This is a genomic window from Actinosynnema sp. NPDC049800 (genome assembly GCF_040656635.1).
Classification (GTDB): Bacteria; Actinomycetota; Actinomycetes; order Mycobacteriales; family Pseudonocardiaceae; genus Actinosynnema.
Window position 1 is genome coordinate 41,183 of the sequence record NZ_JBFAMT010000003.1, and the last position, 13,113, is coordinate 54,295.

General features: G+C 70.9%; 13 protein-coding genes. 6 read left to right on the forward strand and 7 right to left on the reverse strand.

What is annotated here, in order from left to right; all coding sequences use genetic code 11:
• Positions 1 to 58 precede the first annotated feature (58 nt).
• On the forward strand, positions 59 to 481 hold the full coding sequence (locus AB0I91_RS05450) for a hotdog fold thioesterase (RefSeq protein ID WP_498780820.1): 423 nt from the start codon (positions 59 to 61) through the stop codon (positions 479 to 481).
• 61 nt (positions 482 to 542) lie between these two features.
• Positions 543 to 1,097, forward strand: a complete 555-nt coding sequence (locus tag AB0I91_RS05455) for a DUF4352 domain-containing protein (protein WP_498780821.1) — start codon at positions 543 to 545, stop codon at positions 1,095 to 1,097.
• A gap of 24 nt (positions 1,098 to 1,121) precedes the next feature.
• Here the strand turns inward: AB0I91_RS05455 and AB0I91_RS05460 are convergent, their stop codons facing one another.
• The 7 genes from AB0I91_RS05460 to AB0I91_RS05490 form a co-directional block, all read right to left on the reverse strand.
• Complete coding sequence (locus AB0I91_RS05460; protein ID WP_498780822.1) at positions 1,122 to 1,826, reverse strand: ABC transporter ATP-binding protein; 705 nt, start codon at positions 1,824 to 1,826, stop codon at positions 1,122 to 1,124.
• Positions 1,816 to 2,556: an ABC transporter ATP-binding protein gene (locus AB0I91_RS05465; RefSeq protein ID WP_498780912.1), complete on the reverse strand. Its 741-nt coding sequence runs from the start codon at positions 2,554 to 2,556 to the stop codon at positions 1,816 to 1,818. Before AB0I91_RS05465 ends, AB0I91_RS05460 begins: the two co-directional genes overlap by 11 nt.
• Positions 2,557 to 2,597: 41 nt before the next feature.
• Positions 2,598 to 3,764 (reverse strand): branched-chain amino acid ABC transporter permease, encoded by a 1,167-nt coding sequence (locus tag AB0I91_RS05470; RefSeq protein WP_498780824.1) that lies wholly within the window; start codon positions 3,762 to 3,764, stop codon positions 2,598 to 2,600.
• Complete coding sequence (locus AB0I91_RS05475; RefSeq protein ID WP_498780825.1) at positions 3,761 to 4,723, reverse strand: branched-chain amino acid ABC transporter permease; 963 nt, start codon at positions 4,721 to 4,723, stop codon at positions 3,761 to 3,763. Before AB0I91_RS05475 ends, AB0I91_RS05470 begins: the two co-directional genes overlap by 4 nt.
• A gap of 127 nt (positions 4,724 to 4,850) precedes the next feature.
• The gene (locus AB0I91_RS05480) at positions 4,851 to 6,026 is read right to left on the reverse strand and encodes a branched-chain amino acid ABC transporter substrate-binding protein (RefSeq protein ID WP_498783052.1); all 1,176 of its coding nucleotides are present in this window, start codon (positions 6,024 to 6,026) and stop codon (positions 4,851 to 4,853) included.
• 278 nt (positions 6,027 to 6,304) lie between these two features.
• Positions 6,305 to 6,910 carry an ANTAR domain-containing response regulator gene (locus AB0I91_RS05485; protein WP_053718528.1) on the reverse strand — a complete coding sequence of 202 codons (606 nt, stop codon included), beginning with the start codon at positions 6,908 to 6,910 and terminating at the stop codon, positions 6,305 to 6,307.
• Positions 6,911 to 7,116: 206 nt separating this feature from the next.
• Positions 7,117 to 8,079: a hypothetical protein gene (locus tag AB0I91_RS05490; RefSeq protein WP_498783050.1), complete on the reverse strand. Its 963-nt coding sequence runs from the start codon at positions 8,077 to 8,079 to the stop codon at positions 7,117 to 7,119.
• A 221-nt stretch (positions 8,080 to 8,300) separates the two neighbouring features.
• On the opposite strand from AB0I91_RS05490, the gene AB0I91_RS05495 reads away from it, so the two are divergent.
• The 4 genes from AB0I91_RS05495 (at position 8,301) to AB0I91_RS05510 (ending at position 13,106) form a co-directional block, all read left to right on the forward strand.
• Positions 8,301 to 9,884 (forward strand): thiamine pyrophosphate-binding protein, encoded by a 1,584-nt coding sequence (locus tag AB0I91_RS05495; RefSeq protein WP_499635397.1) that lies wholly within the window; start codon positions 8,301 to 8,303, stop codon positions 9,882 to 9,884.
• Positions 9,885 to 9,894: 10 nt separating this feature from the next.
• Positions 9,895 to 10,404 carry a DinB family protein gene (locus AB0I91_RS05500; protein ID WP_498783046.1) on the forward strand — a complete coding sequence of 170 codons (510 nt, stop codon included), beginning with the start codon at positions 9,895 to 9,897 and terminating at the stop codon, positions 10,402 to 10,404.
• Positions 10,405 to 10,468: 64 nt separating this feature from the next.
• Complete coding sequence (locus AB0I91_RS05505; RefSeq protein ID WP_498783044.1) at positions 10,469 to 11,971, forward strand: aldehyde dehydrogenase family protein; 1,503 nt, start codon at positions 10,469 to 10,471, stop codon at positions 11,969 to 11,971.
• On the forward strand, positions 11,952 to 13,106 hold the full coding sequence (locus tag AB0I91_RS05510) for an NAD(P)/FAD-dependent oxidoreductase (RefSeq protein WP_498783042.1): 1,155 nt from the start codon (positions 11,952 to 11,954) through the stop codon (positions 13,104 to 13,106). Before AB0I91_RS05505 ends, AB0I91_RS05510 begins: the two co-directional genes overlap by 20 nt.
• Positions 13,107 to 13,113 lie beyond the last annotated feature (7 nt).

Consider the following 13,113-nt stretch of genomic DNA (forward strand, 5'->3'; position numbering starts at 1 on the left):
GTCTAGGGTGAGGGTCCGACATCATCGCACCGACTGGGCAGCACCGACTGGAGCACACGTGACGCCAGCACCCGAGGACATCCCCGGCGCCGACCAGGCCGCCGCCCACGAGCAGCTCACGGCGAAGCTGGGCATCGAGATCACCCGATGGGATGCCGATCGGCTGGTCGGGACGATGCCGGTGAAGGGCAACCGCCAGCCGTACGGGCTGCTGCACGGCGGCGCGAACGCGGTGCTGGCGGAGACGCTCGGGTCGATCGCGGCGGCCATGCACGCGGCGCCGGAGCGGCTGGCCGTGGGCCTGGAGCTGTCGTGCACGCACCACCGGGCCGTGGCCGAGGGCTTCGTCACGGGGGTGTGCACGCCGATCCACCGCGGCCGCAGCACCGCCACCTACGAGATCGTGATCACCGACGAGCAGGACCGGCGCGCCTGCACGGCCCGGCTGACGTGCTTCCTCAAGGATGCCCCGAAGGTGTGAAGGTGCGGTTCGGTCACCCGAGGTGTGCAATTCAAGGTGACCCGGTGAGTCGGAGGTGGGCGTGCGGCGCGTGGTGTTGGTGATGGCCGTGGTGCTGGCGGCGGCCGGGTGCGGTGACACCCCGGTCGTGGCCGGGCCGGAGACGACGGCGACGTCGGCGGCGACGTACCCGGTGCCCGTGCAGACGGTGCGCCCGGACGAGAAGCCGCTCAAGATTCCCACCACCGCGGACGGCGACACGGCGTTCACGCTGGTCGGGCTGACCACCGAGATGCCGACGCTGATCGGCAGCCACGCCGAGTTCCACGCCAAGGGCCAGTTCGTGCGGATCCGGATGAGCGTGATCAACAACGGCCGCAGCAGCGTGTCCTTCGACGCGCGCCGGCACGTGCTGATCGACGACCGCGAGGCCGAGCACCCGGTCGACACCCAGGCCATGGCCATCAAGCGGCAGCCGGAGACGATCGACCTCGGCGCGAACGTCCGCCTGGAGTACGACGTCTACTACGACCTGCCCAAGGACGCGAAACCGCTGGCCCTGCGCGTGTACGGCGGGCCGACGCTGACCGACCTGAAGGACGAGTCGAGCACCGAGATCCCGCTGGCCCAGCCCTGAGGGCCGGGCCGGCGGGACCCGGGCTCAGTGCCCGCCGAGGTACGCCGCGCGCACCTGCGGGTCGTCCAGCAGCTCCGGACCGGGCGCGCTCTTCACGACCCGGCCGGTCTCCAGCACGTACGCGCGGTCGGAGAGCTTCAGCGCCTGCTGCGCGTTCTGCTCGACCAGCAGCACGGTCGTGCCGCGCTTGTTGATCTCCTTGATGATCTCGAAGATCTGCGCGATGAGCATGGGCGCGAGGCCCATCGACGGCTCGTCGAGCAGGAGCACCTTCGGCTTGGTCATCAGCGCCCGGCCGATGGCGATCATCTGCTGCTCGCCGCCGGACATGGTGCCGCCGAACTGGCTCTTGCGCTCCGCCAGCCGCGGGAACAGCTCGTAGACCTCGGCCAGGTCGGCGTCGAGCGCGTCCTTGCGGGTGAAGGCGCCCATCAGCAGGTTCTCCTGCACCGTCATGCCGGGGAACACGCCGCGGCCCTCCGGTGACTGGCCGATGCCCGCGATGACCCGCTTGTGGCCGGGCATCTTGGAGATGTCCTCGCCGTTGAACACCACCTGGCCGCTGGTCAGGGGGCGCAACCCGGAGATGGTCTTCAGCGTGGTCGTCTTGCCCGCGCCGTTGGCGCCGATGAGCGAGACGATCTCACCGTCCTCGACCTGGAGGCTGATGCCCTTGATCGCGGCGATCTTGCCGTAGTGGACGTGGATGTCCTTGAGCTCAAGAAGCATCTTCGGACACCCCCAGGTACGCCTCGATGACCTTCGGGTTGTTCTGCACCTCTTGCGGGAGCCCTTCTGCGATCAGCTGGCCGAAGTCCAGCACCGCCACGCGGTCGCTGACGCCCATGACCAGGCTCATGTCGTGCTCGATCAGCAGGACGGTCCGGCCGCTGTCGCGGATCTTGCGGATCAGCGCCTGCAGCGATTCCTTCTCGGCCGGGTTCATGCCGGCCGCCGGCTCGTCCAGCAGCAGCAGCTTCGGGTCCGTGGCCAGCGCGCGGGCGATCTCGAGCCGCCGCTGGTCGCCGTAGGGCAGGTTCTTCGCGGTCTCGGTCATCCGGCCGGGGATGCCGACGAAGTCGAGCAGCTCCCGGGCCAGCTCGCGGCCGCGCCTCTCCTCCTTGCGGTGCCACGGCAGGCCGAGCGTGGCGCCGATCGCACCGGTCTTGTGGTGCGCGTCCGCGCCGACCATCACGTTCTCCAGCGCCGACATGTTGTGGAACAGCCGGATGTTCTGGAACGTGCGGGCGATGCCCTGCTTGGTGATCTTGAACCGCTTGGTGCCGTCGAGCCGGGCGCCGTTGAACAGCACCTGGCCCTCGGTGGGCTGGTAGACGCCGGTGACCACGTTGAACACCGTGGTCTTGCCCGCGCCGTTGGGCCCGATCAGGGCGAAGATCTCGCCCTGGCCGACGCTGATCTTCGCCTCGCGGAGCGCGACCACGCCGCCGAAGCGCATGGTCACGTTGTCCAGCTGGAGGACGGGAGTGCTCGGAGTGCTCACTTGGCCGCCTCCGTCGTCGAGACATCGGTGTCCGGACCCGCGACCTCGGCACCCATGGTGCCCATGCCGCCGGTGCCCTCGTGCAGTTCGGCCTTGCGCCTGCGGGAGGGCAGCAGGCCCTCCGGCCGCAGGGCCATCATCAGCACCAGCACACCGCCGAACAGCAGGATGCGGTACTCGGCCGGGTCCTTGCCCAGCGCGTCCTTGAGCCATTCGACCTCGCGGAACCGCTCGGGCAGCCAGGCGATGACGAACGCGCCGAGCATGACGCCGGGCAGGTTGCCCGCGCCGCCGAGCACGACCGCGGCGAGGATGGTCGCGGACAGGATGAACGGGAACGTGCCCGGCTCGATGAACACGGCCTTGCCCGCGTAGATGCCGCCGGCCAGACCGCCGATCATGGCGCCGATCGCGAACGCGAGCAGCTTGAACTTGAACGTCGGCACGCCCATCAGCTCGGCCGCGTCCTCGTCCTCCCGGATCGCCGCCCACGCGCGCCCGACGCGGCTCTTCTGCAGCCGCACCGAGAAGACGATCACCACCACGATCGCGGCGACCATCAGGTAGTAGTACGGCGCGGGCAGCACGCCGAAGTCCAGGCCGATGGCCGGCATGTCCGTCGGGTGCGGGATGTTGGGGATGCCGCGCGCGCCGCCGATCTCGTCGGTGTTGTTCGCGGTGATGCGGATGATCTCACCGAAGCCGAGCGTCACGATCGCCAGGTAGTCGCCGCGCAGCCGCAGCGTCGGCGCGCCGAGGATGACGCCCGAGACCGCCGCCAGGAAGATGCCGAACACCACCGTCGGCCAGTACGACCAGCCGTGCTCGGTGGCGAAGTAGGCCAGCGTGTAGCCGCCGATGGCGAAGAACGCGACGAAACCGAGGTCGAGCAGGCCCGCTTGGCCGACGACCACGTTCAGGCCGATCGCCAGCAGCATGTAGGTGCCGATCGGGTAGATCAGCACCGTCGTCCAGTCCGCGCCGGGCGACATGAACGAGCCGATCCACGGCGCGGGCAGGATCAGCGCGAACACGAGCGCGCCGATGTAGACGACGAACCGCTGCCAGGTCTTGGCGCGTTCCCACCAGTCGCGTGCGCCGTCGAACAGGGCGCCGACGCGCCTCAACGGATTCGCGTTGCCAGTCACTCCGTTGCCTTTCATGCGCGGGCCTTCTGCAGGGATTCGCCGAGGATGCCGGTCGGGCGGAACATCAACACGATCACCAGCACGGTGAACGCGATCACGTCCTTCCACTCCGAACCCAGGAAGATCGCGCCCCAGTTCTCGATGAGGCCGAGCACGATACCGCCGAGCAGCGCGCCGCGCAGGTTGCCGATACCGCCGAGCACCGCCGCCGTGAACGCCTTGATGCCGAGCACGAAACCGACGTTGAAGACGGTGTTCTCGAACTCCATCAAATACAGCGCGCCCGCGACGCCCGCCATCGCGCCGCCGAGCAGGAACGTGACCCGCACGATGTTGTCGATGCTGACGCCCATGAGCACCGCGGCTTCGGGGTCCTGGGCGGTGGCGCGGATGCCGCGACCGATCTTGGTCTTGTTCACCAGGCGGTCCAGCGCGATCATCATGATGACCGCGGCGACCACGACGATGATGTGGTCGGTGCGCACCGCCGCGTTGCCGATGGTGAACACCGTGTCGCGGTCGACGATGCGCGGCGCGGACTGCTGGTTGCGCCCCGCGTTGCCGGTCAGCCAGGGGATGATGACCAGCGCGAACAGTTCCTGGAGGAACAGCGAGGCGCCGATCGCGGAGATCAGCGCGGTGAGCCTGGTCGCGCCCTTGCGCCGCAGCGGCCGGTAGGCCACCACCTCCAGCAGCATCGCGGCGCCACCGGAGATCGCCGCGGACGCCACGATGATCAACAGCATCACGCCGAACAGGGCGATCCCGGTCAGCGGCGACGCGGGCGCGATCGCCGTGATCACCACGAGCGACGTGAACGTGCCGATCATGAAGATCTCGGAGTGCGCGAAGTTGATCAGACGCAGCACGCCGTAGACCATCGTGTAGCCGAGGGCGATGAGCGCGTAGATGGAGCCGAACACCAGTCCACCCACCGTGCTGGGCAGGAACTGGTTGAGGAAATCATCAAGCATGACAGGTTTGCCTCACGAGACGGGCGGGGGGAGAAACTTCGCCAAAGTGGTGGGGAGCGGGAGCTGTCGTACCCACGACACTCCCGCTCCCCAGCGCGCTAGCTTGCTTGCCTGATCCGTCTCGGGATCAGCCTTCCAGCTTCGCTTCCTCCGCCGGACCCAACAGCTTCACCTTGCCGTCGACGACCTGGTAGATGAAGATCGCGTTGTTCTCCGGCTCGCCGTTCGCCTTGAACTTGATCGGCTTGGAGACGCCCTCGAAGCTGACGGTCTTCAGGAACTCGTTGATCTTCTCGCCGGTGGTGTTGCCCGCCTCGACGGCCTTGATGAACGACGTCGCGGCGTCGTAGCCCTCGGTCGCGTAGATCGCGGGGTCGACGTTGGCGCTCTTCTTGTAGTTGTCGAAGAACGTCTTCAGCGCGCCGGTCACGTCGGGCGTCGGGATGTTGCACGGGCAGGCGAGGACGGCGCCCTCGGCGGCCGCGGTGCCCGCGCCGGTCACGAGCTGCTGGTCGAGCGAGCCGTCACCGGAGGCGAACGTGGCCGTGACGTTGCCGTCGCGCAGCTGCTTGAGCAGCCGGCCGGCCTGCGCGTAGTACCCGCCGAAGACGATCACGTCGGGGTTCGCCGCGGCGACCTTCGTGACGGTGGACGAGTAGTCGGACGCGTCCTTGGAGAACTTGTCGCGCTCGACCGTCACGTTCGCCTTCTCGAACGACTGGGCGACGGCGTCGGCCAGGCCGACGCTGTACTCCTGGTCGTCGGACAGGACGAACGCCTTCTTCGGGCTCTTGGCCTTCACCAGGAAGTCCGCGATGCCGGGGCCCTGGTCGGCGTCGTTGGCCACGACGCGGTGCCAGTAGGTCCAGCCGTTCTGCGCCAGACCGGGGTTCGTGGCCGACGGCGAGACGCTGGGGATCTTGCCCTCTTCGAGCTGGCCGCCGATGGCCTTGGACTCACCGGAGAAGGCCGGGCCGATGAGGGCCACGATCTTGTCCTGCGTGATGGCCTTCGTGATCAGCGAGGTGGCCTGGTCCGCCTTGCCCTGGCTGTCGTACTGCACCAGCTCGATCTTGACCTTGGGGTTCTTGGCGTTGTACTCCTCGACCGCCATCACCGCACCGTTCCGGGGCGGGATCACGATCGCCGCGTTCTCACCGGTGAGGTCACCCATGAACCCGATCTTGACCGAGGTGACGTCGCCACCAGCTTCGCCACCGCCGCCGCCTCCGGCACAAGCCGCGAGCACCAGCGACGAAGCCGCCGCCAGCGCCAGAACTCGGCCGAGTCGTGCTCCTGACACCGGAATACCTCCCATGACACCAACCATCCCGCCGGTAGGCGGAGCCCTCACACGAGGGCGTGGGTTAGGGAGGGAACGTAGCTTCAGTTGAGTTCGCTGAACAGGTGGTCTTACTGCTCTGTGTCCACATCGTGACGGTAGTCACCGGAAAATGCTCCGGCGATAAGCACCTTAAATCCAGCTCAAATCGCCGCAGGTCACAAGGTCAATGCGCGCAGTAACCAAGAATGACCTGGCGGGCCGTCCGATACTCGAACGTGTATCACTCGCGGGGATAGTCACCCGAAGTTTTCGATGACGGCTTCGGCCACGGCCTTCATCGTGGTACGCCGGTCCATCGCGGTGCGCTGCACCCAGCGGAATGCCTCGGGCTCCGACAGACCCTGCTTGGTCATCAGCAATCCCTTGGCGCGTTCGACGACCTTGCGCGTCTCCAGGCGCTCGGTCAGGCCCGCGACCTCGTTCTCCAGCGCCTGCAGCTCCGCGAACCGGCTCATCGCCAACTCGATCGCGGGCACCAGGTCGCGCTTGGCGAACGGCTTGACCAGGTAGGCCATCGCGCCCGCGTCCCGCGCCCGCTCCACCAGGTCCCGCTGGCTGAACGCGGTGAGGATCACGACCGGCGCGATGCGCTTGCCGGCGATCACCGACGCGGCCTCGATGCCGTCGACCTTGGGCATCTTCACGTCCATGATCACCAGGTCGGGCCGCAGCTCGGTGGCCAGCGTGACCGCCTCGTCACCGTCGGCGGCCTGCCCGGCCACCTCGTACCCCTCTTCGCGCAACATCTCGACCAGGTCGAGGCGGATGAGGGCCTCGTCCTCGGCCACGAGCACGCGCCGGGGCGCGACCTCGGGCTGGGCCTCGGCAGCCTGATGGGTCACCGGGGTCCTCCTGACACTCTGACGGCGGCTCGACGCGGTCGCGCCGGACGAAACCGCAGTCTACCGGCGTGCACCGCCCGGTCCGCGCGGTTGGGCCGTGATCACGGCCACCGGTGACGACTTCGTCGGTTCGGCGGCCTCCGCTCGGCCGAACGCCGTGGGTGAACACCTCCCCGGGCAGGTGTCACCCGCCCGGGGAGGTCGGCTCACTTGACGGCCTGCGGCGGCTCCCACCACCCCGTCACGCCCTCCGGCCACTGCATCGCGGCCAGCGCTTCCTCGTGGTCGGGGTCCGGGCCGTCGACCTCCCGCAGGAACAGGTCGTACCAGCCGGTGGACACGCCCAGGCCGCCGCCGGCGCTGGGCACCTCCACCGCGTCGGGCAGGCCGAACACCGGGTGCAGCAGCCGGTCGGCGATCTTCGGCACGCCGAGGCTCGCCGGCCACTCGACCCACCACCGGTCGCCCTGCGCCAGCGCGCGCACCCACGGCGCCGCGCTGAACAGGTGGTACCGGCGCAGCACGGCGCTGCCCACGCCCGTGGGGTACGGCGTCTCGGCCAGGTGGTCCCGCTCGACCGCGGTCAGCGGGCCGTCGATGAACGTGCCGCCCAGGTTGCGACCCTTGAGCAGGGTGCGCACGTACTTCAGGCCGTCCGCCCAGGCCCGCTCGTCGACGCCCGCGAGGTGCACCGCCGCGTCGAGCCCGACCAGCCGCAGCTCGACCGACCGCGGGTGGTGGATGACGCGCAACCCCGGCACGCCCGCCACCCACGACTCGTCGTGGCGCGGCAGCAGCTCGTACAGCAGCGGTCCGAGGGCGTGCTCGGTGAGGTGCACCCGCGGGCGCCTGCCCGGCTCGACGGTGCGGAACGCGTGCGCCGGGCGCAGCATGCTCGCCGGCGGGCGCAGTTGCAGGTGGCCGCCCGCGTCCAGCCCGGCCCGCAGCAGCACGCACTCCAGTGCGCGCTGGTCGTCTTCTTCGGTGTCGGGCAGGAACAGGCCGCGCACGTCGGCCTGGCCGCGCAGCGCGTCGACCACGCGTTCGCGCCGGTCGTCGGGCAGGTCGTGCAGCACCGCCTTCACCGCGGGCACGGCCTGGGTGAGGTTCTCGCCGGTGTAGCTCCGGCGGAGGTCGACCAGCTGTTCGGTCAACGACGATCGCGCCATGGCAGTCCTCGCTCCCGCCGCCCGGCTCGGCGTGACAAGGACGCGTCAAGCGTCGGTCGACGGTCTTCGGTGGTACTCCATGAGCAGGGGTGCCCTCACCCCGCGGCGGATCTGCCACCCGTTGCCGGGGAGTGGCTCCAGCCTCACGTCTGCTCACGCACGCCGCTGCCGACGATAGCGCAACGTTGCCCGCGAGGCGTCGCGTCCCTAGCGTCTGGCGCATGGTGAGCGGGGCGGAGCGGTTGCTGGGTGTGCTGGCCGCGCACGGCGTCGAGGTCGTGTTCGGGTTGCCCGGTGTGCACAACCTGCCCGTGTGGGAGGCGCTGCGGACCTCCGGCATCCGGCTGGTCGGCGTCCGGCACGAGCAGACGGCGGTGTACGCGGCCGACGGCTACGCCCGCGCCACCGGCCGGCTCGGCGTCGCGCTGGTGACCACGGGGCCGGGCGCGGCGAACTGCCTGGGCGCGACCGGCGAGGCGTACGCGTCCGGGTCGCCGGTGCTGGTGATCGCCACCGACATCCCGTCGACGCTGCGCCGTCCCGGCGAGTACCGGGGCACCCTGCACGAGACGCGCGACCAGCGGGCGATGTTCCTACCGGTGGTCAAGGGCGGGTGGACGCTGCGCGCCGCCGAGTCGATCGGCATCTACGCCGACAGCGCGGCGCTGCTGGCCACCACCGCGCCGCAGGGCCCGGTGTACCTGGGCGTGCCGACCGACTTCCTCACCGCGGACGCCGGCGTGTGGAACCGCATCCCGACCCGCGCGCCGTCCGTGCCGGACCTCGCGCCGGGGGTGGAGCTGGTGACGGCCGCCGAACGCCCGCTGATCTGGGCCGGCGGCGGCGCCGCGCGGTCGGGCGCCGGCGCGGCGGTGGGCGCGCTGGCCTCGCGCATCGGCGCGCCGATCGTCACCACGTACGGCGCGCGCGGGCTGGTCGACCACCCCCACGTGGTGCAGGGGCCGGTCCACCTGCCGGAGGTCGGCGCGCTGTGGGACGAGGCCGACCTGGTCATCGGGGTGGGCAGCGACTTCGACGGGATGATGACGCAGAACTGGCTGCAGCCCGCGCCGCCCCGGCTGCTGAACGTGAACGTGGAGCCGGTCCGCAACTACTCGCCGGACGTGACGTTGCGCGGCGACGCGCGGATGGTGGTGTCGGCGCTGGCCGCCGCCGTGCCCGCGCGCCCGGACACCGGGGTCGCCTCCCGGGTGGCCGAGCTGAACGACCTGGTGCGCAAGGCGGTCGAGGCGGACGAGCCGCGCGCGGTGCCGCTGCTGGAGGCGCTGGAGGGGCGCCGGGTGGTGGCCGACATGTGCGTGGCCGGGTACTGGGTCGGCGGGTTCGGCCGGTTCACCCGGCCGCGCGGCCTGGCGTACCCGGTGGGGTGGGGCACGCTCGGCTTCGGCTTCCCCGCCGCGCTGGGCGCCGCGATGACCGGGCGGGTGGTGGCGGTGTGCGGTGACGGCGGGTTCCTGTTCGCGGTCGGCGACCTGGCCACCGCCGCGCAGGAGCAGCTGCCGGTGACCGTGGTGCTGGTGGACGACGGCGGGTACGGGATGCTGCGGCACGACCAGGTGCAGGCCGGGCACGAGCCGTTCGGGGTCGACCTGCGGTCGCCGGACTTCGTGGCGCTGGCCGAGAGCTTCGGCGTGGAGGCGTCCGCTGTGGACGGTTTCGGCGAGGAGTTCCGGTCGCGCCTGGACGACTACGCGGCGCGGTCGGGGCCCAACGTGCTGGTGGTGCGCGCCGCGGCGTTGAAGCCACCGGTCACCACGTCGCCGCGCTGGTACCGCAGGAGTTAAGGTGTCGAACATGAGTTCGAACGAACGCGTGTGGCCCGCGGCGGACGCGCACGACGAGCTGCGGCTGCTGACCGAGTTCCTGACCTTCCTGCGACTGACCGCCGTGTCGAAGGTGGAGGGCCTGAGCTGGGAGGACGCCGCGGCGACGCCGATCCCGACGTCACCGGTGGTGAGCGCGCTCGGCGTGCTGCGGCACTTGACCGCGGTGGAGCGGTGGTGGCTGTCGATCGAGACCGGCGGGGTCGAGCTGCCGTCGTTGTGGGGCGAGGACGCGGACGCGTCGTGGCTCCTGCACGAGGGCGACACGGTGGAGTCGGTGATCGCCGAGTACCGCGCCGAGTGGGAGCGGTCGGCCGCCGCGCTGACGGGCCTCGGCCCGGACGACCGCACCAAGGGCGACCACGACGGCAACGGCCGCACCGTGCGCTGGGTCCTCGCCCACCTGGTGCAGGAGACCGGCCGGCACGTCGGCCACCTGGACTTCCTGCGCGAGCTGGCGGACGGGCAGAAGGGCGAGTAGCCCTCCGGGGTGTTCCGGCCGATCGACCCTTGGCACGTGGCGCGGTCCGGACGACGCTGGGCCCATGACGACCTACGTGTCCACCAATCCCGCCGACCTGTCCGACGTCGTCACGCGCGTCGACCTGGTCGGGGCGGAGGAGTTCGCGGCCGCCGCGCGCCGGGCCCGGTCGGCGCAGCGGGAGTGGGCCAGGGTGCCCGCGCCGGTGCGGGGGCAGGTGGTGGCGAACATCGGGCGGTTGGTCGAGGCCAACGCCGAGGCGCTCGCCCGGATCGTCACCCGGGAGATCGGCAAGCCGCTGCCCGAAGCCCGCGGCGAGGTGCGGGAGGTCGTGGACACGTGCACGTTCTTCTCGGGTGAAGGACGCCGGCTCTACGGGCAGACCGTGCCCTCGGAGATGCCGGACAAGCAGCTGTTCACGTTCCGCGAGCCGGTCGGCGGCACGGTAGTCGTCACGGCGGGCAACTTCCCGGTGGCGGTGCCCTCGTGGAGCATCGTGCCGTCGCTGCTGTGCGGCAACTCGGTGGTGTGGAAGCCCGCCGAGTACTCGGCCGCGTCCGCTCGGGCGTTCTACGACGTCGTGATGCGCGCCGGCGTGCCGGAAGGCGTGTTCGAGATCGTCTTCGCCGACGGCGAGGAGACCTTCCGCGGGCTCGGGCAGGGGCTCGGGCAGGGGCTGGTGGACAAGGTCGCGTTCACCGGGTCGTCGGCGGTGGGCTCGCGGCTCGGCGAGCTGTGCGGGCGGCACCTCCAGTCGCCGTGCCTGGAGCTGGGCGGCAAGAACCCGATGGTGGTCACCGAGGACGCCGACCTGGACCTGGCGGTGCGCGGCGCGCTGTTCTCCGGCTTCGGCACCGGCGGGCAGCGGTGCACGTCGTTGGGCACGGTGATCGTGCACGAGGACGTGCACGGCGAGTTCGTGCGGCGGTTCGCGGAGGCGGTCGGGACGGCGGTGGTCGGCGACCCGTTCGACGAGGACGTGCTGTACGGGCCGATGCTGGACGGGAAGTTCGCGGCGCGGTTCGAGGAGTACCTCGGCTGGATCGGCGACCACCACGTCACGCACGGCTCGACGGCGTTGGGCCGGATCACGGACGCCAACCCCCGCAACGGTTTCCGCGGCGACCCGGAGCGCGGCCTGTTCTACCACCCGGTCGTCGTGGACGGCGTGCGGCCGGACGACGACCTGTTCCGGCACGAGACGTTCGGGCCGGTCGTCGGCGTCACCGCCTACCGCGCGCTGGAGGAGGCGATCGAGCTCGGCAACCTGCCCGGCTACGGCCTGTCGTCCGCGATCTACACCACGGACCCGGCGAAGGCGTTCGCGTTCCGCGAGGGCATCGGCGCGGGCATGGTGAGCGTGAACAACTCGACCTCCGGCGCGGAGGCGCACCTGCCGTTCGGCGGGAACGGCAAGTCGGGCAACGGTTCCCGGCAGTCCGGCGGGTGGGTGCTCGACCAGTTCACCCGGTGGCAGTCGATGAACTGGGACCGCTCGGGGTCGTTGCAGAAGGCGCAGCTGGACACGCGGCGGGTCGAGGCGGACCTTGACTTCCGGCTGGCCTGACCGGGCGTCCGTCGTCATCGTCGGCGGCGGCGTGATGGGCGTGAGCGCGGCGTTCCACCTGGCCGAGGCCGGTGTGCGGGACGTGGTGCTGGTGGAGCGGGACGCGCTCGGCTCCGGTTCGACGGCCAAGGCGGCGGGCGGGGTGCGGGCCCAGTTCTCCGACGAGGTGAACATCCGGTTGGGCGCGCGGAGCCTGGAGGCGTTCGCGCGGTTCCCGACCAGGCCGGGCCAGGAGATCGACCTGCGCCGCGTCGGCTACCTGTTCCTGCTCTCCGAGCCGGCGCACGTCGCGGCCTTCGAGCGGAACGTGGTGGCGCAGAACGCGCTGGGCGTGCCGAGCCGGGTGCTGGACGTCGCGGAGGCGCGGCGGTTGTCGCCGTTGATCTCGACCGACGGGCTGCTCGCCGCCGCCTACTCCCCCGACGACGGCCACTGCACGCCCGAGTCGGTGGTCCTGGGTTACGCGACGGCCGCCCGGCGGCTGGGCGCGCGACTGCTGACGGGCACGACCGTGACGGGGATCGCGACGTCCGGCGGCGAGATCCGCGCCGTGGCGACCGATCGGGGCGTGATCGCGACCGGCACGGTGATCTGCGCGGCGGGCGCGTGGTCGGCGCGGGTCGGCGGGTTCGCGGGGGTCGACCTGCCGGTGACGCCGCTGCGCCGGCAGCTCGTGATCACCGGGCCGGTGCCCGGCCTGCCCGCCGTGGTGCCGTTCACGATCGACTTCGCCAGCACGTTCTACTTCCACCGAGAGGGCCGCGGACTGCTGATGGGCATGTCGGATCCCGCGCAGGAGCCCGGTTTCCACCTCGACCGGTCCGACGAGTGGCTGCCCCGGCTCGCGGAGGCGATCGGCAGGCGCGCGCCCTCGTTGCTGGACGTGGGCGTGACCGGCGGGTGGGCCGGGCTGTACGAGGTGACGCCGGACCACAACGCGCTGATCGGCGAGTCGCGCGAGGTGAGCCGCTTCCTCTACGCCACGGGCTTCTCCGGGCACGGGTTCCTGCAAGGGCCCGCGGTCGGCGAGGTGCTGCGCGACCTGGTGCTGGGTCGCGCGCCGGTGGTGGACGTGTCCGCGCTGGACGTCACGCGGTTCGCCGCGGGGCTCCGGCCCGAGCTGAACATCGTGTGAGGGTGAC